Annotated in this window: 25 protein-coding genes and 1 pseudogene; 16 read left to right on the forward strand and 10 right to left on the reverse strand. The window is 71.0% G+C overall.

All coding sequences use genetic code 11. The features are described from left to right. Together F4559_RS19095 and F4559_RS19100 are read left to right on the forward strand one after the other, a co-directional pair. Complete coding sequence (locus tag F4559_RS19095; RefSeq protein WP_184670554.1) at positions 1-2,574, forward strand: MGH1-like glycoside hydrolase domain-containing protein; 2,574 nt, start codon at positions 1-3, stop codon at positions 2,572-2,574. Continuing rightward, on the forward strand, positions 2,571-4,001 hold the full coding sequence (locus tag F4559_RS19100; protein ID WP_184670556.1) for an alpha-amylase family glycosyl hydrolase: 1,431 nt from the start codon (positions 2,571-2,573) through the stop codon (positions 3,999-4,001). The genes F4559_RS19095 and F4559_RS19100 overlap by 4 nt, the downstream gene beginning before the upstream one ends. A gap of 71 nt (positions 4,002-4,072) precedes the next feature. Here F4559_RS19100 and F4559_RS19105 read toward each other — a convergent pair whose 3' ends face one another. Further along, on the reverse strand, positions 4,073-5,959 hold the full coding sequence (locus tag F4559_RS19105) for a multicopper oxidase family protein (RefSeq protein WP_184670558.1): 1,887 nt from the start codon (positions 5,957-5,959) through the stop codon (positions 4,073-4,075). A gap of 505 nt (positions 5,960-6,464) precedes the next feature. Here F4559_RS19105 and F4559_RS36790 point away from each other — a divergent pair. The 3 genes and pseudogenes from F4559_RS36790 to F4559_RS19115 all read left to right on the forward strand — a co-directional run. Further along, a pseudogene (locus F4559_RS36790) lies at positions 6,465-6,620 on the forward strand ((d)CMP kinase); the annotation flags it as partial. A 35-nt stretch (positions 6,621-6,655) separates the two neighbouring features. After that, positions 6,656-7,135: a (d)CMP kinase gene (locus F4559_RS19110; protein ID WP_184670560.1), complete on the forward strand. Its 480-nt coding sequence runs from the start codon at positions 6,656-6,658 to the stop codon at positions 7,133-7,135. After that, on the forward strand, positions 7,132-7,563 hold the full coding sequence (locus tag F4559_RS19115) for an HIT family protein (protein ID WP_312865722.1): 432 nt from the start codon (positions 7,132-7,134) through the stop codon (positions 7,561-7,563). Before F4559_RS19110 ends, F4559_RS19115 begins: the two co-directional genes overlap by 4 nt. A gap of 97 nt (positions 7,564-7,660) precedes the next feature. On the opposite strand, the gene F4559_RS19120 is transcribed toward F4559_RS19115, so the two are convergent. Further along, positions 7,661-8,365, reverse strand: a complete 705-nt coding sequence (locus F4559_RS19120; protein WP_184670562.1) for an HIT family protein — start codon at positions 8,363-8,365, stop codon at positions 7,661-7,663. 260 nt (positions 8,366-8,625) lie between these two features. On the opposite strand from F4559_RS19120, the gene F4559_RS36025 reads away from it, so the two are divergent. Further along, positions 8,626-8,757 carry a hypothetical protein gene (locus F4559_RS36025; protein WP_281386334.1) on the forward strand — a complete coding sequence of 44 codons (132 nt, stop codon included), beginning with the start codon at positions 8,626-8,628 and terminating at the stop codon, positions 8,755-8,757. Here F4559_RS36025 and F4559_RS19125 read toward each other — a convergent pair. Genes F4559_RS19125 through F4559_RS19135 form a run of 3 tightly spaced genes read right to left on the reverse strand, consistent with a single transcriptional unit; the run spans position 8,754 to position 11,222 of the window. Next, positions 8,754-9,521: an NYN domain-containing protein gene (locus F4559_RS19125; RefSeq protein ID WP_184670564.1), complete on the reverse strand. Its 768-nt coding sequence runs from the start codon at positions 9,519-9,521 to the stop codon at positions 8,754-8,756. The two genes, F4559_RS36025 and F4559_RS19125, sit on opposite strands and share 4 nt — an antisense overlap. A gap of 56 nt (positions 9,522-9,577) precedes the next feature. Then, the gene (locus F4559_RS19130; protein ID WP_184670566.1) at positions 9,578-10,333 is read right to left on the reverse strand and encodes an ABC transporter permease; all 756 of its coding nucleotides are present in this window, start codon (positions 10,331-10,333) and stop codon (positions 9,578-9,580) included. Next, on the reverse strand, positions 10,323-11,222 hold the full coding sequence (locus F4559_RS19135) for an ABC transporter ATP-binding protein (RefSeq protein ID WP_221447290.1): 900 nt from the start codon (positions 11,220-11,222) through the stop codon (positions 10,323-10,325). The genes F4559_RS19130 and F4559_RS19135 overlap by 11 nt, the downstream gene beginning before the upstream one ends. A 236-nt stretch (positions 11,223-11,458) precedes the next feature. On the opposite strand from F4559_RS19135, the gene F4559_RS19140 reads away from it, so the two are divergent. Further along, on the forward strand, positions 11,459-13,399 hold the full coding sequence (locus tag F4559_RS19140; RefSeq protein WP_184675965.1) for an MDR family MFS transporter: 1,941 nt from the start codon (positions 11,459-11,461) through the stop codon (positions 13,397-13,399). Positions 13,400-13,436: 37 nt separating this feature from the next. On the opposite strand, the gene F4559_RS19145 is transcribed toward F4559_RS19140, so the two are convergent. Both F4559_RS19145 and F4559_RS19150 read right to left on the reverse strand, forming a co-directional pair. Then, positions 13,437-14,378, reverse strand: coding sequence for an alpha/beta fold hydrolase (locus F4559_RS19145; RefSeq protein WP_184670570.1), 942 nt, complete (start codon positions 14,376-14,378; stop codon positions 13,437-13,439). 189 nt (positions 14,379-14,567) lie between these two features. Next, the gene (locus F4559_RS19150; protein ID WP_221447291.1) at positions 14,568-15,428 is read right to left on the reverse strand and encodes a ParB/RepB/Spo0J family partition protein; all 861 of its coding nucleotides are present in this window, start codon (positions 15,426-15,428) and stop codon (positions 14,568-14,570) included. A 309-nt stretch (positions 15,429-15,737) separates the two neighbouring features. On the opposite strand from F4559_RS19150, the gene F4559_RS19155 reads away from it, so the two are divergent. The 6 genes from F4559_RS19155 to F4559_RS19180 all read left to right on the forward strand — a co-directional run bounded on the left by F4559_RS19155 (position 15,738) and on the right by F4559_RS19180 (position 21,578). Continuing rightward, positions 15,738-16,838 (forward strand): hypothetical protein, encoded by a 1,101-nt coding sequence (locus F4559_RS19155; protein ID WP_184670572.1) that lies wholly within the window; start codon positions 15,738-15,740, stop codon positions 16,836-16,838. 109 nt (positions 16,839-16,947) lie between these two features. After that, on the forward strand, positions 16,948-17,667 hold the full coding sequence (locus F4559_RS19160) for a DUF6544 family protein (protein WP_184670574.1): 720 nt from the start codon (positions 16,948-16,950) through the stop codon (positions 17,665-17,667). Between the two features lie 265 nt (positions 17,668-17,932). Then, entirely contained in the window at positions 17,933-19,033 is a 1,101-nt protein-coding gene (locus F4559_RS19165) for a sensor histidine kinase (protein ID WP_184670576.1), read from the forward strand. After that, positions 19,030-19,668 (forward strand): response regulator, encoded by a 639-nt coding sequence (locus F4559_RS19170; RefSeq protein WP_184670578.1) that lies wholly within the window; start codon positions 19,030-19,032, stop codon positions 19,666-19,668. Before F4559_RS19165 ends, F4559_RS19170 begins: the two co-directional genes overlap by 4 nt. Before the next feature lie 63 nt (positions 19,669-19,731). After that, the gene (locus F4559_RS19175; protein ID WP_184670580.1) at positions 19,732-20,370 is read left to right on the forward strand and encodes a DUF2306 domain-containing protein; all 639 of its coding nucleotides are present in this window, start codon (positions 19,732-19,734) and stop codon (positions 20,368-20,370) included. An 8-nt stretch (positions 20,371-20,378) separates the two neighbouring features. Next, entirely contained in the window at positions 20,379-21,578 is a 1,200-nt protein-coding gene (locus tag F4559_RS19180; RefSeq protein WP_184670583.1) for an MFS transporter, read from the forward strand. On the opposite strand, the gene F4559_RS19185 is transcribed toward F4559_RS19180, so the two are convergent. Further along, positions 21,520-21,858: a hypothetical protein gene (locus F4559_RS19185; RefSeq protein ID WP_184670585.1), complete on the reverse strand. Its 339-nt coding sequence runs from the start codon at positions 21,856-21,858 to the stop codon at positions 21,520-21,522. The two genes, F4559_RS19180 and F4559_RS19185, sit on opposite strands and share 59 nt — an antisense overlap. 103 nt (positions 21,859-21,961) lie before the next feature. Here F4559_RS19185 and F4559_RS19190 point away from each other — a divergent pair, with 103 nt between their 5' ends. The 3 genes from F4559_RS19190 to F4559_RS19200 all read left to right on the forward strand — a co-directional run bounded on the left by F4559_RS19190 (position 21,962) and on the right by F4559_RS19200 (position 23,164). Beyond that, positions 21,962-22,375, forward strand: a complete 414-nt coding sequence (locus F4559_RS19190) for a nitroreductase/quinone reductase family protein (RefSeq protein WP_312865724.1) — start codon at positions 21,962-21,964, stop codon at positions 22,373-22,375. 90 nt (positions 22,376-22,465) lie between these two features. After that, positions 22,466-22,825 (forward strand): DUF2203 domain-containing protein, encoded by a 360-nt coding sequence (locus F4559_RS19195; RefSeq protein ID WP_184670590.1) that lies wholly within the window; start codon positions 22,466-22,468, stop codon positions 22,823-22,825. 183 nt (positions 22,826-23,008) lie between these two features. Then, complete coding sequence (locus F4559_RS19200; RefSeq protein WP_184670592.1) at positions 23,009-23,164, forward strand: hypothetical protein; 156 nt, start codon at positions 23,009-23,011, stop codon at positions 23,162-23,164. Here F4559_RS19200 and F4559_RS19205 read toward each other — a convergent pair. Then, the gene (locus F4559_RS19205; protein WP_184670594.1) at positions 23,154-23,906 is read right to left on the reverse strand and encodes a class I SAM-dependent DNA methyltransferase; all 753 of its coding nucleotides are present in this window, start codon (positions 23,904-23,906) and stop codon (positions 23,154-23,156) included. The genes F4559_RS19200 and F4559_RS19205 overlap by 11 nt on opposite strands. Before the next feature lie 41 nt (positions 23,907-23,947). Next, entirely contained in the window at positions 23,948-26,098 is a 2,151-nt protein-coding gene (locus tag F4559_RS19210; RefSeq protein WP_184670596.1) for an MMPL family transporter, read from the reverse strand.

Consider the following 26,098-nt stretch of genomic DNA (forward strand, 5'->3'; position numbering starts at 1 on the left):
ATGACCGGAGCGGAACGACGACGGCTCCACGACGCCGAGCGGGGCACACCCTGGCGCCGCTGGGGTCCCTACCTCGCCGACCGCCAGTGGGGCACGGTGCGCGAGGCGTACGGCGGCGACGCGTGGACGTCCTTCACCCACGACCAGGCCCGCTACCGGGCCTATCGCTGGGGCGAGGACGGCATCGCGGGCATCAGCGACGACGCCCAGCGGCTGTGCCTGGCCGTCACGCTGTGGAACGGGGTGGACCCGATCCTCAAGGAACGGCTGTTCGGCCTGGGCAACGGCGAGGGCAACCACGGCGAGGACGTCAAGGAGTCCTACTTCCACCTCGACGCCACGCCGACCGCGTCGTACCTGCGGATGCTCTACCGCTACCCGCAGCGGGAGTTCCCGTACCAGGACCTGATCTCCACCAACCGGGAGCGGGGTCGCGACGAGCCGGAGTACGAACTGGCCGACACCGGGGTCTTCGCCGACGACCGGTACTTCGACGTCGTCGTCGAGTACGCCAAGGCCGGTCCGGACGACATCCTGATGCGGATCACCGCCCACAACCGGGGCGACGAGGACCGTACCCTCCACGTGCTGCCGACCCTCTGGTTCCGGCACACGTGGTCGTGGGCGGGCGGCGCGGACCGACCGCACCTGCGGGCCACGGCACCGGGCACGGTCGTCGCGCACGACCCGGAACTGGGCCGCCGGTCCCTGGTGGTGGACCGCGCGGTCCCGGTCCTGGTGACCGGTAACGAGACCGACAACGAGCGCGTCTTCGGCTCGCCCAACGAGAGCCCTTACGTCAAGGACGGCATCGAACGCGTCGTCGTGCACGGCGAACCGGGGGCGGTCTCGCCCGACGACGAGGGCACGAAGGCGTCCGCGCACTGCGCCCTCGACATCCCGGCCGGGCACAGCGCCACCGTGCGGGTGCGGCTCACCGACGGACCGCCCGACCACGAGGCCGCGTTCAGCGGGTTCGACACGATCGTCGCCACCCGGCGGGCCGAGGCCGACGAGTTCCACGTCGAGGTCGCGGGCGCCGACCTGGCAGACGACGAGCGCACGGTCGTGCGCCGGGCGTTCGCGGGTCTGCTGTGGTCCAAGCAGTTCTACGCGCTGGACGTGGAGCGCTGGCTGACCGAGCGCGGCGTCGACCCGCTCGCGGACACGTCGCTGCCCAACCACCAGTGGCGTCACCTGGTGGCCGAGGACGTCGTGGCCATGCCGGACAAGTGGGAGTACCCGTGGTTCGCCGCCTGGGACTCGGCGTTCCACGCGGCGGCGTTGGCCGCGGTCGACCCGGCGTTCGCCAAGCACCAGCTCGAACTGCTGCTCGACCGCCGCTACCTGCACCCCAACGGCCAGCTGCCGGCGTACGAGTGGAACTTCGGCGACGTCAACCCGCCAGTGCACGCGTGGGCCGTGTGGTTCGTCTACGAACTGGAAGGGCGCAAGGACAAGGAGTTCCTCGCGAGGACTTTCCCCCGGCTGCTGCGCTATTTCGACTGGTGGCTCAACCGCAAGGACGCCGACGGCCGCAACGTGTTCCAGGGCGGGTTCCTGGGCCTGGACAACATCGGCGTGTTCGACCGCAACGCCGCACTGCCCACCGGCGGCCGGATCGACCAGGCGGACGGCACCGCGTGGATGGCGTTGTTCTGCCAGAACCTGATCTGCGTCGCGCTCGAACTCGGCGAGGTGGAGCAGGCCCAGTCGCTGCTGGAGAACCTGGCGTGGATCTCGGCGGCGGCCCAGCACGAGGGCGTGGGGTTCTGGGACGAGGAGGACGGCTTCTTCTACGACGTGCTGCGCACCCCCGACGGCGGCCGGGTGCCGCTGCGGGTCAGGTCCGTGGTCGGCCTGCTGCCGCTGGCCGCCGCCACGGTCGTGGACGGCGAGGTGCGCACGCGTTTCCCCCAGGTGGTGGACGACGCGGCCGCGTTCCTGGAACGGCACCCGGCCGTGGCGAACTCGCTGTGGGGCCGCGGTTCCCAGGCGAACGGGTCCGGGACGGTGCTGTTCTCGCTCTTCGACGAGACGCGGCTGCGGCGCCTGCTGGCCCGGATGCTCGACGAGGACGAGTTCCTGAGCCCGCACGGCATCCGCTCGTTGTCGCGGTGGCACCTCGAACACCCCTATGTGTTCACTGTGGACGGCCAGGAGCACCGGGTCGGCTACCTGCCCGCCGAGTCCGACAGCTCGATGTTCGGCGGCAACTCGAACTGGCGCGGGCCGGTGTGGTTCCCGATCAACGTCATGCTCATCCGGGCGTTGCTGCACCTGCACGTCCACTACGGCGACAAGTTCACCGTCGAGTGCCCGACCGGATCGGGCCGCCACCTGACGCTGCGGCAGGTGGCGGGCGAGATCGGCGACCGGTTGTTCTCGACGTTCCTGCCCGACGACTCCGGTGTCCGCCCGTCCGACGGCGGCGGACCCGAGGACCCGGCGTTGTTCCACGAGTACTTCCACGGCGACGACGGCACCGGGTTGGGCGCCGCCCACCAGACCGGGTGGACCGCGACCGTGGCACTGCTCCCGGCGCTGCTGCGCGGGACCGGGACGAGCCGATGAGCGGGTGGCCGGACAGACCGGTGATCCACCAGATCAACACCGCGGTGTGGCTGGACTCGTTGTCCCGACAGGAAAGACGCGTGGTCACGCTGGGCGACGTGCCCGAGTCCACCTGGGACGCACTCTGCGGACCGGGACTGGACGCGGTGTGGCTGATGGGCGTGTGGGAACGCAGTCCGCTCGGCCTGGAGCTGTCCGGACGGCCGATCGGGCCGGGCGCGGTGGGCTCGCCGTACTGCGTGCGGCGGTACGTGGTCGACGCGGCGTTCGGCGGGCCGGACGGATTGGCGGCGGCACGGGAGACGCTCGCCCGGCGCGGCGTCAAGCTCGTGCTGGACCACGTGCCCAACCACGTCGCGCCCGACCACCCCTGGGTGGCCGAACGGCCGGAGCTGTTCGTCCGGGGCACGCCGGCCGACCTGGCGGAGGCACCGTCGGAGTGGCTGGAGACGCCGGGCGGCGTGCTGGCGCGCGGGCGTGACCCGTACTTCCCGCCGTGGCCGGACGTCGTGCAGCTCGACGCGTTCTCGCCGGACCTGCGCGCGGCGACGGCCGAGACGCTGACCACGATCGCCGACCAGTGCGACGGCATCCGCTGCGACATGGCGATGCTGCCCACGAACGGCGTGTTCGCCCGCACGTGGCACGGCCGGACCGGGCCGGCGCCCGCCGCCGAGTTCTGGCCGTCGATCCTGGACACCGTGCGGGCCCGGCAGCCGGGCACGGTGTTCATCGCCGAGGCGTACTGGGACATGGAGTGGACGCTCCAGCACCAGGGCTTCGACTTCTGCTACGACAAACGGCTCTACGACCGGCTGATCGGGCTGAACCCCGGCGCGGTGCGCGACCACCTCGACGCCGACCCGGACTACCAGGCCCGGCTGCTGCGGTTCCTGGAGAACCACGACGAGCCGCGGGCCGCGTCGCGACTGCCGGTCGACGCGGAGCGGGCCGCCGCCGTGGTCGTGGCGACGCTGCCCGGCGCGACGCTGTGGCACGAAGGCCAGTACGAGGGCCGCCGGGCGCAGGCGCCGCTGTTCGACCGGCGCCTGCCCGACGAGCAGGTGGACGTCGGGCTCGCGGCGTGGCACCGGGCGTTGCGGGCGATCGCGGCGCAGGTGCGCACGGGCACGTGGGAGCAGCTCGAACCCGAGTGCTGGCCGGACAACCACAGCGGGCGTGAGCTGCTGGCGTGGACGTGGAGTCCGCCGGTCGGCGACCGCCACCTCGTGGTGGTCAACCTGTCGCCGGGGCCCGCGCAGGCCCGGCTGCGGTTGCCGTGGCGGCACCTGGCCGGCCGGACGCACCGGTTGGCGGACCTGCTGTCCGGCACGGCGTTCGACCGCGAGGGCGACGAACTGGCCGAGCAGGGATTGTACGTGGCGCTGGAGCCGTGGGGACACCACGTCTTCGCGATCACGGGGTGAACGGCGTCCCGGGGTCCGTCCGGACGGACCCCGGGACGCTTCTCCACAGCGGTTTCCCTACAGCGGTTTCCCTACAGCGGGTTCCCGCTGCTGCGGGTGTCCTCGGCGACCTCGCCGTGGTGGTGGCCGCCGCCGAAGCGGTGCACGTGGAAGCGCGCGGCCTCACGCGGCATGACCACGAACGGGCGCATCATGCCCTCGTCCTCGTGGTCGAGGATGTGGCAGTGGTACATGAAGTTCCCGGTCGCGCCGTCGAAGCGGCCGGCGATCGTGAGCCACTCCCCCGCACCCACGACGTAGGTGTCCTTCCAGCCCTCCTCCTGCGGGTCGAGCGCGCGGCCCGGACCGGGGACCGGCAGGGGCGTGGTCGTGCCGCCGACCGCGACGTCGAAGCCCGGCGCCGCGCCGGTGGCCGGGTCGATCGGGTACGCGGTCCGGGTGAGCGCCTGGAACCGGGCCAGGTGGACGTGCATCGGGTGGGCCGGGCCGCCCAACTGGAGGAAGTTCCACACCGCCCAGCGATCGTGGTCGATGAACACGCTCGTGGTGTCGTCGAACAGGCTCGCGACGCGCTCGAACGTGCGCACCCGCCCGGAGTTCGGGTCGGTGATCTGGAGGATGCCCGGGGCGGGCAGCGTGGTCGGGATCCGCTCCGGGTCGGTCACCTCGACCAGTTCCCACATGCCCGGGTGTCCCTCGCCGCCGGTGCCCGGCGGGACGAGCGCGATGAAGATGTGGTCGTGGTCGTCGGGCACGGTCGTGCCGTGGTGCAGCCGCACGTACGACGGCGACAACGTGGTCGGCAGCCGGAACCGGTCGCGGCGTTCCCGGTCCTCCACGCGGAACTGCATGATGTCGGGCTCGGGTGCGGCGTTGGGCTGGGCGTTGGTGAGCTTGAGCCGACGGCCGCGCAGGCGGGCGAAGTCGATCAGCAGGTCGGCGCGTTCGGCCGGTGCCATGAGCAGGCCGCCGGTGGGCAGGGCGGCGGGTCGGGGCAGGAGACCGCTGTCCGTGCCGATCTGCCGGACGTGCCGGTCCAGCGACTCGCCGGTGTCCTCGTCGACCAGGCGCAGCCGGTAGAACCGGGCGTTGGACGTGTTGACCACCCGGAACCGGTACCAGCGGGCCTCGACGTCCAGGTGCGGCCAGATGACGCCGTTGACCAGTGTGAACGGGCCGCTGAACGGGATGTGCAACACCTGGCCCGAGGCCGTGGTGAGGAACGGGACCTTGTAGAGCAACTGGCCGGTGAGGTCGCCGTCCGCGTCCGTGTCGAGGTTGCGGTCGGCGATGATCAGCGGGATCTCGTGCTCGCCGGACGGCAGCCGCAGGGACGCCTCCTCCCGGTCCCGGATCAGGTACATGCCGGCCAGGCCGGCGGCGACGTTGAAACGGGTAATTGCCATCGCGTGGTCGTGGTACCACAGGGTTGTGGCCGGTTGGGCATTCGGATACTCGGCGAGTTGCGAATCCCCTTTGAGCAGGGCGTTGTGCGCCCAGCCGTCGTTGCCGCCGCCGGTGCGCGCGCCGTGCAGGTGCACGACGCCCCACGACGGCAGGTCGGCGACGCCGTCGATGAGCGTGACGCCGGCGGGCAGCGTGCCGTCCGGGTTGCGGAAGCCGGGCGCGTTCTGCGGTGCGGAGGTGATCGGCGCCTGGACCCCGATCAGCGGGATCTTCCCCTCGATCTCGTTGGTCCAGGTGATGCGCAACCGGCGACCGCTGCGGACGTCGATCGTCGGTCCCGGGAAGTGGCCGTCGTAGGCCCAGACAGTGGTCGGCGGCAACTGCGAGTGCAGCCGGACCTCGGTGCGGATCATCGTGACGTTCAGGGTGTCCTGGTGCCACGACAAATGCGGCCGGATGACCGGCGGAATGCGGAGCGGGTCGCGGAACTTCTCCAATCCGAACGTCGGCCCCGCGGCGACGGAAACCGAACGATCGACTGTTTCTGTCATGCAATCGCCCCCTGGCGTAGGTCCACGGCGCGGCGGCGGGCCGCGCGTCCCATACAGGTCGGATTCGGGAGTCCCGCCTCCGCACGGGCCTCCTGACATGCTGCAAGCATGCCAGGCAACGGCCCGGAAATCCGGGGAACGACATTCGCGCCACATTTGTTCGACAAACGGCGACCATTCGGTTACAAACCGTGGACCGACCACCCCGATAATTCCACCCGGAATGGCAACATCGCGGCCGTCGATATAATTCCGCGAGATTCCGGACCCGCCGACGTCCGACACGCTTCCGGCCGACGGCGACCCGAGGAAGCGAGCACCCCTCAATGGACCGGGTCGCATGCGGAGAGACCCGAGTCTCCCCGGACGGGTGACGAGGCCGACTGTCCGGCGAAATCGAGGCACTCGATTCACGGTCCGCAACAGTGCGACAACGGGCACGCTGGTACTGTCTCCGCTTCGGTTCCGAATCGGATGAAAATCGTTGACTTCGCAAGGGAAATCCATGTCACATCATATCGAGGCCCCGGTGATCGTGGCGGTCGACGGACCCGCCGCCGCCGGAAAGACCACCAGCAGCCTGGTGCTCGCCGACACCTTCGGTCTCGAATACCTCGAAAGCGGTCGGACCTACCGGATCCTCGCGTTCGAAGCGTTGCGACGCGGAATACCGACCGACCCGCCGCACTGGCCGCGTTGTGCGACGAACTGCTCGACGAAAACCGGACCCGCGGTCTGCTCACCTCCGACCGGTACCCGGGCCGCGAACTGCGGTCGGCCGCGGTCACCGGCGCGGTCTCCGCCGTGGCCGGCATCGCCGGGTTGCGGGACCGGGTCACCGCGCTCGTCCGGCTCTGGGCCCGCACGAGGAAGAAGTGCGTGATCGAGGGACGGGACATCGGCACCGCGATCTTCCCCGCCGCGCCGGTCAAGTTCTACCTCACCGCGACGCCCGAGGTCAGGGCGACCAGGCGGGTCGCGCAGGAACGGCGCGACACGTACGAACAGGTGCCGGCGGACGTGATCAGGCGCGACCGGGCGGACATGACCCGCTCCGCGTCCCCTCTCGAACCCGCCGCCGACGCCGTCACGATCGACACCACGTCGCTCACCCTGCGCCAGGTCGTCAAACGCATGATCGCGGTGTGCCGCAGTCGCGGCGTGACCGTCCCGTGAGGTATCCGAAGGCCGTGACGTCCCGCCCGACCCCGCATTCCGGTTGTCTGTTCTGCCGACCCGACGACCCGGAGAGCAACGAAGTGCTGGTCGAGGGTGATCTCGTGTACGTGCGGCGGGACAACTACCCCGCGGCGAAAGGGCATGTCGAGGTGGTGCCGCTCCGACATGTGGAGTCGTATTTCGACCTGACGCCCGAAGAGGCCGCCGAAACGCACGAACTCGTCAAGAAGGCACGACGGATGCTCGACGAAGAGTTCCACCCGGACGGGTACACGATCGGGATCAACGAAGGCCGCGCCGCCGGACGAACCGTGGACCACGTGCACATCCACCTGATCCCCCGGTACACGGGCGACGTCGCGGACCCCCGGGGCGGGGTGCGCCACGTGCTGCCGGGCACCGATCCGGACCGGTGGGGTGCCTGAACCAGGCTTCCGCGCTCAGATGCACTCGTCGGACTGGTGTCCGGCCAGCGGGACGACGGTGTCGGCGAGTCTCGTCGGCTCGTCGGAGAACACCACGTCACCGGGCATCGGACCGGCCCCATCCGCCCGCGCGGGCGAGCCGGTCCGGCCAGTCGGCGACGCGCCGCATCGTCGTGCGCAGGTCGTCTTTGCGCACCACCACCGCGTAGTCCCATTCCGGGTCCCGAATCGACAACGCGGCACCGGCCAACGATCGGAGATACTGCCGTTTCTGCGCCGCACTCGGCACATAGACCCGGCACCGCCCGTCGAACAGCCGCAGGAAATAGGCCGATTCCAGCCAGGGCGGACGCGCCAACGCGCCGAGCGAAGGCAGGTCCCGATACCTCAGGCCGTCACCGGCGAGCATGGCGTCCACGACGCCGCCGTCCACCGGGAGGAAGTGCAGACGCGCGTGCGTCATGCACGCATGGCTCTCCTGGTCGACGCCCGAGCCGTGCTCCGGAACCAAGGGCTCCCGGGACGTCTCCGCGTACAGGGCCGTGATCCGCTCCACGAGGAGTTCGGTCTCGTCCGGATGCGCGGCCAGTACCCGCGCGAACGACAGGTGGTGCGCACGGGGCAGCAGCAGGAGGTGGCCGACCGTCAGCGGGGACATGTCGACGAGCAGCTCGAAATCCGGCGTCGAATAGACGCGGCGGGACGGCGGATCGCCCTCGTAGAAACGGGCGAATGCCGTGTCGGCGGCACCCGAGATCTCTTCGCAGAAATCCGCGCCCGCGCACTGGACGGCACTGGTCATGACTCCCTCCCCGGTGTCGTTTCCGGCCCGACGGGCCGCCGGCAAGGCTAGATCTAGCGCATGGCCCGGCCACCGCAGGACGCTCCCGGGAAACTCGACCCGATTGTCGCAGCGCCTACGCCCGCAATTGTGCGGCCCGTCGGAATATCCGGACACGGCACGCCGGGAAAAATTCCCGGACGACACGGATCCGAACTGGACGGAGAATAGGACACCGGTTCCGCGCCGACGACGCGGACGTCCCCGGCGAACTCGCCGACGTGCTGGAGGTCGTACACGCGATCGCCGCACGACTCGGACTGCCGTTCGAGCACATCGAGGAGTTGCGGGTGCGCAAAGCCGCCGAACGCGGCGGGTTCACGGACGGCGTGGTCTGGTCGGGCGACCGCTAGGACGGCGGGTCGGTCAGCATCAGCGTGATGTCGCCACCGGACGTACCGACCGCCGCCACCCGGTGCCCCAACCGGCCCAGGAAGTCGCGGAAGCTGCGGCAGCCGTAGTTGCGCTCGTCGAACGCCGGGTCGAGCGTGGTCATCTTGCTCTTCACCCACCCGGCCGTCGGGGTGGACACCGCGGCCTGCTCCATGGCCGTCACCAGCAGGGCCTCGGCGGACTCGATGTCGAACTCGGCGGTCGGGTCGTCGGCGGAGTCCGGCGCCACCTGGGCGACGAGCGTGCCCCAGTACTTGTACTCCGAGCACACCGACACCAGGCGCGGGCTGGCGTTGGCCTCGGTGCCCACGCCCACGACGTGCTTGCCGAACTCGCGCAGCCGCTGCACCAGCGGCGTGTAGTCGCCGTCGCCCGCCACGAGCACGAACACGCCCACCTCGGGATGGGTGATCAGGGTTTCCATGGCGTCGACGGCCATCCGGATGTCGGCCGCGTTCTTGCGCACCGCGCCGAACCGGACGACCTGGATCAGGTCGACGCCGTTCATCGCCAGGTCTTCCTGGTGGCGCCCGAACTGGGGGTTGGCCCAGTCGGCGTACGCGCGGCGGATGACCGCGTTGCCGTAGTCGCGGCATAACCGCGTGATCGCCGCGTACGGCACCGGGTCCACCCGCCGGCCCGCGCCGCACACCAGGTTCTCGAAGTCCACGTACACGCCGACCGACACCGGCGATCGGTCGCGGGCTTCCTGGAAGGTCGTCATGCCCCGCATCATCCCGCGCTCCGGCGGCGCCGGGCATGATCGTCAAGGCGCGTCGATCACCGCTGGTGCCACGGCATCCGGTGGCCGACGCCCCACAGCGTCACGGCCGTCACGAGCACCAGCACGCCGAGGTCGAGCCACAGCCGTCCGGTCACCGGACCCACCACCACCTGGCGGACCGCGGACGACGCGTACGTGGTGGGGCTGACGTGGCCGAGCGCGAGCGACCAGTCCGGCAGCCGGTCCGGCGGCACGATCACCGGCCCGAAGAACAGCAGCAGGAACGTGAGCAGGATGCTCGTCGCGCCCGCGGCCTCGGGCGTACGCGCCTGCACGCCCACGAACGCGCCGATGCCGGCCAACGGCAGCACGCACAGCGGCACGACCAGGATCGCCCACCAGCTCAGGTGCACGCCGACGCCGAGGATCACCACGCCCAGCACGGTCGTGACGATCAGCGAGGGCACCGACAGCAGGAAGAACGCCAGCACCGTCGCCACGACCACCAGTGACCGGTGGATGGGCAGCGTGGCGAAGAAGTCCAACGTGCCCATGGCCTTCATGTAGGCGAAGTTGCCGGCCACGTTGTTCTGGTTCTGGAACATCAGCGACAGCACGATGCTGCCGCACAGCACGTACGACAGGTTCGCCGGGTCCTCGGCGAACGCGCCCAGCGACGCGACCGTCAGCAGCGGCGCGATCATGCCGGTGATCAGCATGCCGCGCCACGACCACCGGAAGTTGGAGAGCTGGAGCAGGAACAGGGCGACGAACTGCGTCCGCGTCGCGGGCCGCTCGAGTCTACGAGGCATAGTGGAGGTAGAGGTCCTCTAACGTGGTCGAGGTCAGCCGGATGTCGGAGACGCGCCCGAGGTCGAGCACGGCCAGCAGTTCCGCCGCCTCCCGCCGGTCCAACACGAGATGCCACGTGCCCGAGTCTTTCTCCTGGGGCACGACGCCGACGGGCAACGACGGCGGGAGGTCGGGCGGGAACGACAGCTCCACCTTCAGCTTGAGCGCGATCCCGGCCTTCAGCTCGGCGGGCGTGCCCAGCGCGGTGAATCGTCCTTTTTGGACGATTCCGACCCGCTGGATGGCCTTCTCCGCCTCGACGGCGTCGTGTGTGACCAGGACGATCGTGGTCCCCAGCCGCTTGTTCCAGTCCCGCAGCACGTCCCAGACGTGCTTGCGGTTGACCGGGTCGAGGTCGTTGGTCGGTTCGTCCAGGATGAGCACGGGCGCCCGGCCCGCCATCGCGACGGCGAGCTGGAGCAGCCGCCGTTGCCCGCCGGACAGCAGGGCGGCCACCCGGTTCCGGCTCGGCCCCAGGTGCCACAGGTCGACCAGGTCGTCCCGTTCCCGCCGGGCGTCCCGCGTCGACAACCCGCGCAGGTGCCCCGCGAAGTACAACGCCTCGCCGACGGTGAGCCGGTTCAACGCCGCGCCGCTCTGCGGCATGTAGCCCACGACGGTCGACACGAACCCCGGATCGGTCACGACGTCGTGCCCGAACAGCTCGACCGTCCCGGAGGTGGGCCGGGTCAGCCCGGTCAACTGCCGCACCAACGTGGTCTTCCCGGCGCCGTTGTCGCCCAGCAGGCCGAAGATCTCCCCTTCGCCGATCTCGAAGGACATCCCGTCGACCGCGGCAACGGCCTGCCGGGGAAACCTCTTGACCAGCTCGAAAACGCGGTATGCCACCGTCACCGTGCTCTGTCCCCCTCCAGCGGTCCGCCGCACACCGATCCGACCGTACCCAAACCGGTACCCGAACAGGTGTGCGAACGACGCCATGATCGGCGTGCCGGGCTCCGGGCGGGAAGTTACTTTCGGGACGACTGCGATGTCGTGGCGAGGGAGTCCCGGTGGACGCGACAGAGGTGGGCGAACGGCGGGAACCGGGCGCTCGGGCGCGGGGGTTGGTGGTCGCGGCGATCATGTCCGCGATGCTGCTGTCCGCTTTGGACCAGACGATCGTCGCCACGGCGCTGCCCACGATCGTGAGCGACCTCGGCGGCGGGTCGCACCTGTCCTGGGTCGTCACGTCGTACCTGCTCGCCGAGACGATCATGACCGTGCTGATCGGCAAGTTCGGCGACCTGTACGGGCGCAAGAAGACGTTCGTCGTGAGCGTGCTGCTGTTCCTGGTCGGCTCGCTGTTCGCCGGGTGGGCGGACTCGATGTCCACGCTCATCGCGGCCCGCGCCGTCCAGGGGCTCGGCGGCGGCGGTCTCATGGTCACCGCCATGGCGATCATCGCGGACGTGGTCCCGTTGCGGGAGCGCGGCAAGTTCCAGGGCATGGCGGGCGCGGTGTTCGGTGTCGCCACGGTGGCCGGGCCGCTGCTCGGCGGGTTGTTCGTGGACCACCTGACCTGGCGGTGGGCGTTCTTCGTCAACATCCCGCTGGGCATCGTGGTGATCGCCGTCGCGCTGGCCGCGCTGCCGTCGATCAAGACCCTGGAGAAGCCGCGGATCGACTACGCGGGCATCGCGCTCATCGCGCTGGCGTCGACCGGGCTGACGCTGGTCACGACGTGGGGCGGCACCGAGTACGACTGGCTCTCGCCCACCATCCTGCTGATGGCGGCCGGATCGCTGGTGCTGCTGGTCGCGTTCGTCGCCGTGGAACGCCGGGCGGCCGAACCCATGCTGCCCATGCACCTGTTCCGGTCCCGGGTGTTCACCGTGTCGGGCATCCTCAGTTTCGTGGCGGGGTTCGCCATGCTCGGCGGGATCACCTACCTGCCCACGTACCTCCAGTACGTGCGCGGCGAGTCGGCGACCGAGTCGGGGCTGTGGATGCTCCCGCTGATCGGCGGCCTGATGGGCACGGCGTTGGCCTCGGGCAACGTGATCAGCCGCACCGGCCGGTACCGGGTGTTCCCGATCGTGGGGTCGGTGCTGCTCGCGATCGGACTGCTGCTGATGTCCCGCTTGGACGCCACGACGAGCTACTGGCTGATGGGCGTGTTCATGGTCGTGCTCGGCGCGGGCATCGGCCTGTGCATGCCGGTGCCGATGATCGTCGTGCAGAGCACGACCAACTACGCCGACCTGGGCGTGGCCACGTCGGGCATCAGCTTCCTGCGCACGATCGGCAGCTCGTTCGGCGTCGCGGTGTTCGGCACGATCTACGCCGGGAGCCTGCCCGACCGGCTCGCGCCGGCGATCGCCGCGCTGCCGCCGGGAGTCGACCCGCGACTCGTGCGGAGCCCGCAGGGCGTGCACGCGCTGCCGCCCGAGGTCGCCGCGCCCGTGATCGACGCCTACGCCGAGACCGTCCAGTCGATGTTCCTGGTGGCCGCGCCGATCGGCCTGGTGGCGCTCGTGGTGGCGTTCTTCCTGGAGGAGGTGCCGTTGCGGGACACGACCCGGGCGGCGGCGACCGGCAACAGCGGTGTCGGCGAGAGCTTCGCGCCGCCCACGTCGGCGAGTTCGCGCCAGGAGTTGGAGAAGCTCGTCGCCAAGGTCGTGGGCTCGTTGGGCGCCGACCCCGTGCCCGAGGTGCTGGCCCGCGCGAACGTCGACATCTCGGTCGCCCAGGGCTGGTTGGTCGGTCACTTCTACCGGGCCGCCGCGGACCGCGGGTACGCGACGATGGAACACGTCGCCGAGTTCACCGACGTGCCGGCGGGCATCTTCGAACCGACCGCGCGTCAGCTCGTCGACGCCGGGTACCTGGCCGAGGAGTCCGGTCGCTACCGGTTCACGCCGCGGGGCGCCGAGCTGTTCGAACGCCTGGTGACCGGCTGGCACCTGTGGCTGGTGGAACGCCTGCACGACTGGAACGAACCGGACCGGATGGAGTTCTCGGCCGCGTTGGACGCGTTCGCCGAGGACATGATCGAGAACGGCCGCACGCTCACCCGCGCCTGACGGGACCGGCCGCCCGCCGGGCGGCCGGTCCGCCGGTTCAGTCGAGCCCGGCCAGGAACTCCAGGAGCGCGGCGTTGACCCGTTCCGGCTGCTCCTGCTGCGTCCAGTGCCCGCAGTCGGGCACGTCCACGACCGCGCGCAGGTCCGGCACGATCGCGGCGAGCTGGTCCAGGAAGCCCGGCGGGTAGAAGGTGCGGACCAGGTCGTGGTCGCCGGCGATCAGGGCGGCGGGCGGCGTGATCCGCGCGGTCCGCCACGGCGCGGTCAGCTCCCAGTTGCGGTCGATGTTGCGGTACCAGTTCAGGCCGCCGGTGAACCCGGCCGCGCCGTACTGCGTGGCGTACTCCTCGACGTCGGCCTCGGTGAACCAGGACGGCAGCGTCGCGGGCTCGGGCAGGTCGCCGATGAACCCGGTGCCGGCCGTGCGCCCGGTGAGTGTGCCCGTGGCCGAGCCGCCGACGAGCACCTTGCGGAACGTGGCACGCGGGTCGGCGGCCAGTTCGGCGTCCGCGACGCCGGGCTCCTGGAAGTAGAGCTGGTAGAAGTCGTCCCCGAACCGCTGTCGCATGAGGCTCAACGGCGGCACCGGCATGTGGTGCGACGGGGCCACGCTCAGCCCCACGACACCACGGACCAGATCGGGCCTGAAAAGCGCCGTGTGCCAGGCGACGGGCGCACCCCAGTCGTGGCCGACGACGACGGCCTGCCGCTCCCCCAGCGCCCCGATCAACCCGACGACGTCGCCGACCAGGTGCGGCATCGTGTAGGCGTCGACGGCCGCGGGCCGGTCGGTCCCGCCGTACCCGCGCTGGTCCGGCGCCACGACCCGGTACCCGGCCGCCGCGAGCGGACCGAACTGGTGCCGCCACGAGTACCAGCTCTCCGGAAAGCCGTGCAGCAGCAGGACGAGCGGCCCTTCGCCTTCCTCGACGTAGTGCACGTCGATGCCGTTGACCGCCGCGGTGTGGTGCTGTGGCACCGTTCCCCCCTAGGTTCCCGACCGGACCTCCCCCGGTCTCGTGGCCCCATCCTGCCCTTGTGTGCACGGGCGGCTCCCGACCGCCCCTTGTCGGCTGGACGTGTGCCGCGGTGCCTGAACGCACATTTCGCGGTGTCCGAACGCACAACTCGTGGTGTCTGAACGTATAACTCGCGCGGTGGGGCCGGGTCAGCGGTCCAGTTCCTCGGCCAGTTCCGCCCAGCGGTGGGCGTAGCGCCGGGCCAACGTCCGCACCAGCTCCGTGCAGTGCTCGGGCAGTTGCGAGGCGAACCGGGGCCACGCGTGATCGGTCGACGCGTGGGCGTCGAGCAGCCGCAGCAGCGCCCGGTTCGCCTCGTTGAACCGGACGGACGGGTCCTGGCGCAGGCGTGAGATCAACGCACCCGGATCGGCCACCGGCGGCGGCTCCTCCGGCGCGGCCCGGAGCCGTTCCTTGACGCTGCGCACGGTCCCCGGCGAGACCCCCGCCGCACGGGCGATCTCGCGCAACGACGCGTCCGGGTTGGCGGCGAGCAGTTCGCCCACCCGGCGGCGGCCCGCCGCCGGGTCGACCGGCCGGCGGCGACCGTCGCGCCCGATCCGGGTGTGCGACTGCGGAGTCCCCGCGGTCGCACGGCGGCGGATGTCCGCCACGGTACGGGCCGACAGGCCGGTGGCGTCGGCGATCGCGCGGTCCGACCACTCCGGGGTGTGCCGCAGGATCCGCTCGACCGCCGCCGCCCGGTCGCTGCGGGACAGCGGGAGGCCGTGGGCGACGTTCTCGGAGACCGACAGGAGGAACGCCTCGGCGTCGTCCCCGTCGAAGAACCTCGCCCGGATCTCCTCCTCGCCCCTGAGGAGCGCGGCGCGCACGCGGTGGCGGCCGTCGATCACCCGCATGGACGGGCGGTGGGCCAGGATCGGCGGGAGCGCGGCGTCGGTGTCGGCGAGCACGCGCACGTGCGCGTCGTCCTCGCCCGCGAGCCTCGGCGAACCGGCGAGCACCAGCGATCCGATCGGCACGGTGCGATCGGCACCGAACTCCGGCATTCGTTTCCACCCCGACGAAGCGATTGTTCCGCGAGGCCGATGATAGGAATCGCGGACCGCCTTCGTCGAGACCGGGATTTCACCGGACCGCGACGCGGTTCACGTTCTTGACAATACCGCCGCGACAGTACTGGCAAGACCGTGAAAGTGCTTTTCAGGACTGTTCATCACACTTCTTGACCGGGATCGCGCGACACGTCACGGTGAAATGGCCGCACCTGAATCCCGGGGATTCCGGACCCGCCGCCTCCGAACGTCGAGGGCGCGTGCCGCGGAACACGTCCGACGAAAACCGAGAAAGAAGAGACGATGCGTAAGAGTGTTGTCGTGCTCGTGGCCGCCGTGGCCGCGTTCGTACTGCCAGGGGTCGCGCAGGCCGCGCCGCTCGCACCCGCCGCGCCGACCGCCGAGGTCCCGTTCAAGATCGGCGTCCCGGCCGTCACCGACTCGTCGTGCGACCAGGCGACGCCGTTGTGCGTCAAGCCGCTCGACCGGGGCCAGTCCTCGATGTCCGCGCAGGCCCTCCGCACGCTGCCGGCCTGGTGCCATGAGCACGCCTATGACGGCTGGTGGGCGTCGCGCACGACGTCGTGCCGGATCAGCGCGTGGCGGGTGCTCGTGACCAGGCCGGTCAACGGCGTGCCGCGCGTGGTCGGCTCGTTCGACTACAACCAGTTCGACCTGCTCCAGACCGACACCAACCGGACCACGTGGGCCCAGCAGGTCCAGATCGGCATCTACGCGGCCTGGGGCGACGTCGCCGGCCTCTTCGTGACCGGCGGCGCGGCCTGCTCGGGCGCCTGCACGGTCACGAGCACGACGTTCCCCAGCCAGGCCGTGGCGCCCGGGTACGCACCCGGCGGCGAGGCCACGTTCCGGTCCGAACCGGCACCCGGCACGCAGACCCGGGCGATCAGCTCGCTGAACTACCGGTTCGGCAAGCCCGGCTTCACGCCCAGCGCGCCCACCGTCGTGACCGCGCCCGAGGTGCGGTGCGACCGCGTCGAGGCGGGCGCCGGCTGCGTCGTCGCCGGCCTGCCGCCGACCGTCGCGCTGTCGCTGAGCGGGCCGCACTCCGAGGTCGCCGCGCACGTCCTCGGCGCGCAGCGCACCGGGATCCCCGGGTCGCCGCTCACCCGCTCGCCGCTGCACCGGCTCACCGACACCGTGCTCCAGGATCGCAACCAGGCCGTGGCGTGCCCGGCGAACCTGCCGAAGCCGACCGGCAAGGCGTGTGACGCCTACCCGCCGTCGTCCACGTGGGAAGGCGCGGTGACGGGACGCAACAACTTCAGCCGCAAGCTGGTCGACGAACGCCAGGAAGCGGCCGTGACGGCCCTGCTCAAGTCGTTCAGCCGCGACATGCGCGTGCTAGAGGGCGACGCGTTCTACATGCTGATCACCTACTGAGGACATCCGACACCGGCCGGTACCGCCGAAGGTCCCGGCCGGTCGGTTACCTCGGCACCTGACGACGCACCCCACCGCCGGCGCACGCTGGCCGTGGAGGTGCTTCGTCATGATCCAGACCGCCGCGGCCGTCGCCGACCGCGACCTCGCCCACCTGCCCGAACCCGCACGACGCCACCTGCGCTTCGCCGGAGTCGTCGGCCGGCCGATCGACACGTTCTTCGAGATGCGCGCGCACGGCTGGTTCCGCCGCCGCCCGACGGACCGCTGGACGTCGTGCCACCTGCGCCAGCGCAACACGGCGCCGGAGATCAGCCGCGACTTCCACCTGCACCTCACGGCCGGGCACCTGCTGCCGATCCACGCCGTGGACGGCTACGACCACGGGCACGGCCGGATGCACGCCACCACGCTGGGCGTCTTCACCGTCGCCGACGCCCGAGGCGCGGAAATGGACCAGGCGGAACTCGTCACCTACCTCGACGACGCGATCCTGTTCGCACCGTCGACCCTGTTGCGCCTGCCGGTCGCGTGGACGGCCGTGGACGACCACGCGTACGAGGTGACGCTGACCGACCACGACACGACGGTCACCGCCCGCGTCACCGTGGACGACCGGGGCGCACCGCGCGAGGTCTCGACCGACGACCGCTGGGCCGACCTTCCCACGGGCCTGACGAAGGTGCCGTGGTCGACGCCGGTCGACGGCTGGGTGCTCGTCGCCGACCGCATGCGGCCACGTCGGGCGTGCGCCGTGTGGCACCTGCCCGAGGGCCGGTTCACCTACGCCCAGTTCGAGTTCACCGGCGCGGAGATCACCTACGGTTGAGCACACGGGGCAGGTGACGTGGCCCTGCTCCGGCCCGGTGGCGCGCGGATCGGGATCTCGTGCCCGCGGTCTACTTCCTCCCGCTGGGCGGGTCGGGTCCGTACCTGGTCGCTGCGTAGGCCAACGCGCGAGTCATGCGTTCAGACACCGCGAGTTGTGCGTTCAGACACCGCGAAACATGCGTTCGGACCCCAGTCGCGCGGGCCGGGGCGCGGTCGTACTTTCGGCTGATACGGGGTGGTCCGGCGGTTCGTACCATGTGGCGGTGGTCGACGTCCTTCGTTCGTTGTGGCGGGAGCCCCGGCCCGGTCCCGGGCCCGGACCGGTGTGGTGGGACTGGGTCCTGGTCGCGGTGTTGGTGCCTGTCGCGTTGGTCGAAGGGCTGACGCGGCACGGCGTGTGGTCCGCGGTCGTGGCGGCCGGGCTGGTGTTCGTGTTGCCCTGGCGTCGGCGGGCGCCGTTCCCGGTCGTGGTGATCGCTTTCGGTGGGTGTTTTGTTCTTTCGCTGGTTTTCCGGCGGGAGTTTCCCGACCAGGGCGTGCTGGCCTACCTGCTGTTGTTGCCCTTCTCCTTGTTCAGGTGGGGGTCCGGGCGCGACGCGGTGTCGGGTGCCGTCGTCATGGTCGGCAAGGTGGGGTTGTCCGCGTCGCTCGGGTACCTCGCCTGGGGTGACGCGTTGGCCGGTGTGGGGATCCTGGCCGCTGCCATGGCTTTGGGTGCCGCGGTGCGGTATCGGGTGCGTGCCCGGGCCCGGGAACTCGACCAGGCCAAATCGTGGGAACGGGAGCGGTTGGCACGGGATCTGCACGACACGGTCGCCCACCACGTGTCGGCGATGGCGGTGCGGGCGCAGGCGGGGATCGCGTTGGCCGCGACCGATCCGGGAGCCGCAGTGGATGCTCTGCGGGTGATCGACGTCGAGGCCGGAAAGGCGTTGGACGAGATGCGGGGGATCGTGCGCATCCTTCGTGCCGTCGATCCGGTCGAAGGCACGCCCCGGTTCGACGACCTGGGCACGCTCGCGTCCCGCGGCACGCCTGTGGTCGACATCGAAGTGGTCGGTGACGCGACCGGTCTTCCCGCTCCGGTCGGCACGGCCGTCTTCCGGTTGGCGCAGGAGGCGGTGACCAACGCGCGGCGGCACGCGCGGGACGCCACCCGCGTCCACGTCCGGGTCGACGTGGACGCGGCCGTCGTGCGCTTGCGGGTCAGTGACGACGGGCGGGCTTCTTCGTCCGCCACGCCCGGTTACGGGCTCGTGGGTATGGTCGAACGGGCCACGCTGTTGGGTGGCACCTGTGTCGCGGGACCCGATGACGGACGTGGGTGGCTCGTGGCCGCCGAACTACCGAAGGTGACGCCGTGACCGTACGGGTGGTGATCGCCGACGACCAGGAGATCGTGCGGACCGGGCTGGCGATGATCCTGCGTGCCCAGCCCGGCATCGACGTGGTCGGCGAGGCAGCCGACGGTGTCGAGGCGGTCCGCCTGGCCCGCGAGCTGCGGCCCGACGTGTGCCTGGTCGACATCCGGATGCCCGGCCTGGACGGCATCGAGGTCACGCGGCGGCTCGCCGGGCCGCGGGTCGACGACCCGATCGCGGTGGTCGTCATCACGACCTTCGACCTCGACGAGTACGTGCACGGGGCGTTGCGCGCCGGTGCCAAGGGTTTCCTGCTCAAGAACGCGGGCGCGGACATGCTCACGCAAGCGGTGCACGCGGCGGCGGACGGCGACGCGTTGATCGCGCCCTCGGTGACCGCTCGGCTGTTGGCGACGTTCGCCGGGCGCGGCCCCCGACCGGCCCGGCCGCTGGACCCGTTGACCGACCGCGAGGAGCAGATCCTCGCGGCGGTCGCGCGTGGGCGGACCAACAACGAGATCGCACGGGAGTTCCACATCTCGCTCAGCACGGTCAAGTCGCACGTCGCGAGCCTGATGACGAAACTCGGCGCGCGCAACCGCGTGGAGATCGCGCTCTGGGCGTACGAGACCCGCTAGTACTTTCGGCCACGGTCGGATTGCCGATGAACCAGCGCGGTGGGCGGGCGCACGATCGTCGCCATGACGACCTTCGCGAGACGCCAGTGGCCGGTGCCGGCCGGGTTGCTGCTGCTCGCCGCCGTGCCGGTGCTGGCGGGCGGCATCCGGGTGGCCGAGCTGGGCGGCGGGGCGGACGTGACCGCCGCCAACGCCCGCTTCTTCGCCGACCCCGTGCCCGTCGTGCTGCACATCGTCGGCGCGACGGTGTTCTGCGTGCTCGGCGCGTTCCAGTTCGCGCCGAGCCTGCGCGGCCGTCGGTGGCACCGCCTGGCCGGGCGCGCGGTCCTCCCTTGTGGACTGATCGCCGCCGTAAGCGGCTTGTACATGACGCTGTTCTACCCGCTGCCGCCGAGTGACGGGCCGCTGCTGGGTGGTTTCCGCATCGTGGTCGGGACTCTCATGGTGGTCGCGCTGGTGTTGGCGTTCCAAGCGATCCGACGTGGTGATGTGCCGACCCACCGCGCGTGGATGCTGCGTGCCTACGCGGTCGGTATCGGCGCGGGCACGCAGGCCGTGGTCAGTGCCGTCTGGTACCTGGCGGTCGGTGCGCCGGACGTGACGACGCGGGCGTGGCTGCTGGGCGCGGCCTGGGCGATCAACCTCACCGTGGCCGAGTGGTCGGTGCGGCGACGGGAAAAGCGGTTGCCCGTCACTGCTTGACTTCGGCCATGGACTTCCGGCTGTGGCAGGTCGGCACGGTGCTGTCCGCGATCGGCGACGAGGTCACGGTGGTCGCGTTCCCGCTGCTGGTGCTGTTCCTGACCGGTTCGCCCGCGCAGGCGGGTCTGGTCGCCGCCGTGGCCGCCGTGCCGCCGTTGGTGCTGGCCGTACCGATCGGAGTGCTCGCGGACCGGGCGTCGCGACGGATGCTGATGGTGTGCGGAACGGTGGTCGGCGCGGTCTCGGTGACGTCCCTCCCGGTGGCGTTCGGGCTCGACGTGCTGACCTTGCCGCAGCTCTACGTGGTGGCGTTCGTAAGTAGCGCGGCGGCGACCGTGTACCGGATCGCCGACACGGCGGCGTTGCCCCGGATCGTGCCGCCCGAGGTCGCGGCGGCGCGGAGCGAGGTGGTGTGGGGCGTCGCCGCGCTGGTCGGTCCGCCGCTGGCCGGCCTGCTGTTCGAAACGGCCGGTCCGGCGTCGCCGTTCCTGGTCGACGCGGTGTCGTTCGTCGCGATCATGGTGTGCGTGCTCGCGATCCGCACCCGGCTGGGCGCCGACCGCCCGTACCCGGAGGTGTCCTGGCCGCGGGACCTGACGACCGGCGCCCGGATCGCGTGGGGACGCCCGCTGCTCAGGACGTTGACCGTGTTGACGTCGGTGGGCGATTTCCTGTTCGCGGGCATCGGGTTGCTGCTGATCGTGCTGGTGCGCGAGCGCGGCGCGTCGACGTTCGAGACCGGGACGGTCTTCACGGCGGCGGCCCTGGGTGCGATCCTGGGTTCGCTCCTGGCCGGTCGGATCGAGGACCGGATCGGGCTGCGCGCGGCGGTGTCGGTCAAGCACTGGCTGACGGCGGCACTGTTCCCGTTGCTGCTGCTGGACCTGCCCGTATGGGTGACGGGTCTGGCGTGGGGCGTCGTGGCGCTCCAGATCTCGATCCTGAACGTGATCCAGAACCGCTACCTCATGGGCGTGGTGCCCAACGGCTCGCTCGGCCGGGTGGAGGGATTCCTGACGTTCGTCGAGCAGGGCGGTCTTCCGCTGGGCTACGCGGCGACCGGGTTGCTGCTCGGGTGGGTCGGCAGTCGGGGCACGTTGTTCGGCTACGAGGCCGTGCTGGTGGTGCTCGCCGGCGCCGCGAGCCTGCTCACATCCGGTAAGGGCGTGGATTCCGACCCGGGTGGGAACGTTCGAGCGCCGCTTTGAGGTCTTCGAGGTGCCGTTCGGCGTCGTCGATGCCCAGTTCCTCGGCGATGAGTTCCCACGTGTAGCCCTGGGCACGGGCACGCTCGATGAAGACGACCTCGGAGTTCTCCACCGTCCGCCGGCCCACGACCAGTTCGCGACGCCAGACGTCCATGACCCGCGCCGGGACCGTGCCCTCCTTGACGTACAAGGACGCCGCCACCAGGCCGGCGAGAGGATCCGCCTTGAGGAAGATCCGGGCATCCTCGCCGAAGATCTCGCGTAACCCCCCGTCGATCACGGGATTACGGTTCGTCATGACACCACTACTACCCGACGGGCCCGGTGCCCGGGGCGGTCGCGTGGCAGGATTCCCGGTAGGTCTACAAGCGGAGAGGAAAACCGTGGACGAGCGGATCGTGCGCAACCAGGCGGTGATCGAGGAGTTCCGGGCCAACGGGGGCGTGGTCGGGGGTGCCTACGAGGGACGCGACCTGCTGTTGCTCCACCACCAGGGCGCCCGCACGGGTGCCTCGCACATCTCGCCGTTGTGCTACCTGCCCGCCGGCGAGGCGCTGGTCGTGGTCGCGGCCAACGGTGGGCGCCCGAACCACCCGGGGTGGTACCACAACCTCGTCGCCCGGCCCGAGGTCGAGGTCGAGGTCGGCGCCGACCGGCGGTCCGCGACGGCCCGGATCGCCCAGGGCACCGAACGGGACGCGTTGGTCCAGCGGTTCCACCAGGAGACCCCCTTCTTCACGCGGTTCGCGGACGCCGCCGGCCGGGAGATTCCCGTGGTGGTCATCGAGCCCCGGTAGCCTGCGCCGGTCCGGGCCCGCGCCCGGACCGGCCCAGGGGTCGACGCGCGACCCACTGGGTACCCGTCGGTGTGACGAAGGGAGCGGGCGGTGGGGTTGTTCGGCGTTGACGAGGCCCGGGCCGAGTTGGAGCGGTTGCGGCCGGTGCTCGACGAGATCGTCGTCATCAGGGCGGACGCGGCCGAGCTGTCCGCCGCGCTCGCCGACGGGGTCGTGACGGACCTCGGCGGGTTGCCCGAGTTCAAGGCCGCCCAGGCGCGGCTCGACGACCTGATGAGCACGGTCCAGGCCACCGGCGCCGAACTGAAGGGGTTCGCGCCGCTGCTGGTCGACTTCCCGGCCGAACTCGACGGCGCCCCGGTGCTGCTGTGCTGGCTGGAGGGCGACGCCGGGCTCGACTGGTACCACCGCGCCGACCTCGGGTTCGCCGGGCGCCGACGCCTGTCCTAGGAACGCGCGTCGTCCCTGGCGCGGCGCCGACCCACAATGTCCATTGTGGACATCAGGACACGCCGTCCGGACCCGGTGACGCGGACCTCGACGACGGCGCCGGGCCGCGCGAACCCTTTTTCGAGCATGATTCACGTTGCCGGGACGGGGAACCCGCCCGTCCCCGGCCGCGTCGGAGCCCTCGTGCTCATCTTCCTCGGCCTCGTGCTGCTGGTGATCCAGATCGTCCTGCTGGTCAGGTACGGCAAGTCCGACGACGACCCGAACCGGCGGAAGGGGTTGATCGTCGGCACCGCCACGCTGCTCGTGTGCGCGGTGCTGCTGTTCGTCACGGCGTGACGGGCTTCTCCCACACCGACACGTGCTTCTCGCTGTCGGCGGTGAACGGCTCGTCGCGCCACCCGCCCCGGCGCTCGCGCAGCCGGAGCCCGGCGAGCCGGGCCATGAGGTCCAGTTCCGCCGGCCACACGTAGCGGAACGGGATCGAGCGGTACTCGCCCCGGCCGTCGACCACCTCCACGTAGTTCGACGACATGAGCTGCGTCGCCGCGTCGTACACGTCGAACGCGACCTCCGTCGGGGTGACGCGGAACGGCCGGGCGATCTGCCCCGGCGCCAGGGCGCGCAACTCCGGCACGCCCACCTCGATCACGAACGTGCCGCCGGGTTCCAGGTGGTCGGCGACCGTGCGGAAGCAGTCGACCTGCTCGTCCTGGGACGTCAGGTTCATGATCGTGTTGAAGACCAGGTACGCCACCGAGAACGTGCCCTCGACCCGGGTCGTGGTGAAGTCCCCGATGGTCACCCCGATGCGGTCGCCGCCGGGTTTGGCGCGCAGCCGGTCGACCATCGCCCGCGACAGGTCGATCCCGTGCACCGGGACGCCGCGCGCGTTCAGCGGCAACGCGATCCGACCGGTGCCCACGCCCAGTTCCAGTGCCCGGCCGGCACCCGCGAGTGCCGCGAGCAGGTCGACCGCCGGCTCCACGACGTCGTGCTCGAACATTCCGTCGTGCCGCTCGTCGTAGCGGGCCGCGACGCTTTCCCCGAAGTAGTCGATCACCCGGCCGACCGTAGACATGTCGTCCGCGTCCGCGCCTCCGGTTTTCCCGGCGTGGGAATTCAGTTGCGCGAACCGACGGCCGGGTCCCGCGTGTCCAGCGCCGTACCCTCCACGTCGAGCGTGGGCAGCCACCGCAACGCGCGCGGCAGCCACCACGCGCTCTCGCCCAGCAACGCCAACGCGGCGGGCACCAGCACCATCCGCACGGCGAACGCGTCCACGACGATGCCGATGGCCAACGCGAACGCGATCGACTTGATGGGCCCCTCGCCCGCCGGGACGAAGCCCGCGAACACGGAGAACATGATCAGCGCGGCGGCCATGACGACCGGCGCGGCCCGGCGGAACCCGACGGCGATCGACTCGTGCGGCCGGGCGCCGAGGTGGTGCGCCTCGTGCATGCGCGACACCAGGAAGATCTGGTAGTCCATGGCCAGGCCGAACAGGATGCCGATCACCAGGATCGGGGTGAGGCTGATCAGCGGCCCGGTGGCGTCGAGGTTGACCACGGCCGACAGCCACCCCCACTGGAACACGGCCACGGTCGCGCCCAGCGACGCGCCGATCGTGAGCAGGAAGCCGAGCACGCCCACCAGCGGCACCAGCAGCGACCGGAACACCAGGACCAGCAGGATCAGCGCCAGACCGACCACCAGGACCAGGTAGACCGGCAGCGCGTCGTCCAGCGACACGGCCACGTCCACGCTCACCGCCGTGGCGCCGGTGACGTAGCCGGTGACGCCGTCGAGCCCGTGCAGCAGGTCGCGCAGGTCGGTGACCAGCTTCTCGGTGTCCTCGCTGGCCGGACCGGACTTCGGGATCACGGTGACCATGGCGGCGGTCGCGGCCTGGTCGGGCACGGGCGGCGTCACGACGGCGACGTCCGCGAAGCCGCGGATCTTCTCGGACACCCGGGCCGCCTCGCCGGCCGCGTCGTCGCCTTCGAGCAGGACGAGCAGCGGCCCGTTGAAACCCTCCCCGAACGCCTCGGCGAGCATGTCCTGCGCCCTGGCCTGGGTGGTCTCCGCCTGGGGCTTCTGCACGAGCGTGGTGCGCATGTCCGCCGCCGGGATCGCGATCACGCCCAGCGCGACGATCGACAGCAGCAGCGCGACCACCCGGGTACGGGTGACGCCACCGATCCAGCCCCGGAAGAAGCCTCGTTCGTGGTCGTCCGGGTCGCCGCCGGGCAGGCGTTGCCTGCGTGGCAGCGCGCGGCGGCCGATGAAGCCGAGCACGGCGGGGACGAGCGTGATGGCGACGAACACCGAGACCACGATCGTGGCGGCGGCGGCCACGCCCATCTGGGTCAGGAACGGGATGCCGACCACGGCCAGTCCCGCCAGCGCGATCACCACCGTGACACCGGCGGTGACCACGGCGGACCCGGCCGTGCCGACCGCGTTCGCCACGGCCGGGCCGACGTCGGCGCCGTGCCGCAGCTCCTGGCGGAACCGGTTGATGATGAACAGGGCGTAGTCGATGCCCACGGCCAGGCCCAGCATGGCGGCGAGCACGGGTGTCGTGGACTGGAGGTCCATGAAACCGGTCGCGATCATGATGCCCAGCGTGCCGACGCCGACGCCGACCGCCGCGGTGAGCAGGTTCATCCCGGCCGTGACCAGCGAGCCGTAGGTGAGGGCGAGGATGGCCAGGGCGATCACCACACCGGCCGCCTCGGCGGGGCCGCCGACCGGCGGGGGCACGTTCGTGGCCTCGCCGCCGACCTCGGCGGTCAGACCGCGGATGTTCTTCACCGTGTCGTACAACGCGGTGCGCTGGTCGTCGGGCACCTCGCCCGGACCGACGCCGTAGGTGACGGTGCTGTAGCCGGTGGTCCGGTCGGCGTTCACGGTCGGCGCGTCGGGGGCGAGCGGGTCGGACGCGTTCACCACGCCGGGCAGCGCCCTGAGGTCGGCGACGATCTTCTTGATGGCGTCCGCGGTGGCCGGTTCGGTGAGGGTGTGGCCCTCCTCGGCCTTGAGCACCAGGCGTGCGGTGGTGCCGCCGGCCTGGGCGCCGTACTTCCGGTCGATGATCTCCAGGGCGGTGGTGGACTCCTGGCCGGGGATCGCGAAGGAGTCGGCCGTCTTGCCGCCCAGGGTGACGGCGCCGACGCCGGCGCCGACGAGGATCAGCAGCCAGGCCAGGACGATCAGGGACCGGCGGCGGTAGGCGAGCAGGCCGAGCCGGTAGAGCAGCAGCGCCAT

The sequence above is a fragment of the Saccharothrix violaceirubra genome (genome assembly GCF_014203755.1).
Classification (GTDB): Bacteria; Actinomycetota; Actinomycetes; order Mycobacteriales; family Pseudonocardiaceae; genus Actinosynnema; species Actinosynnema violaceirubrum.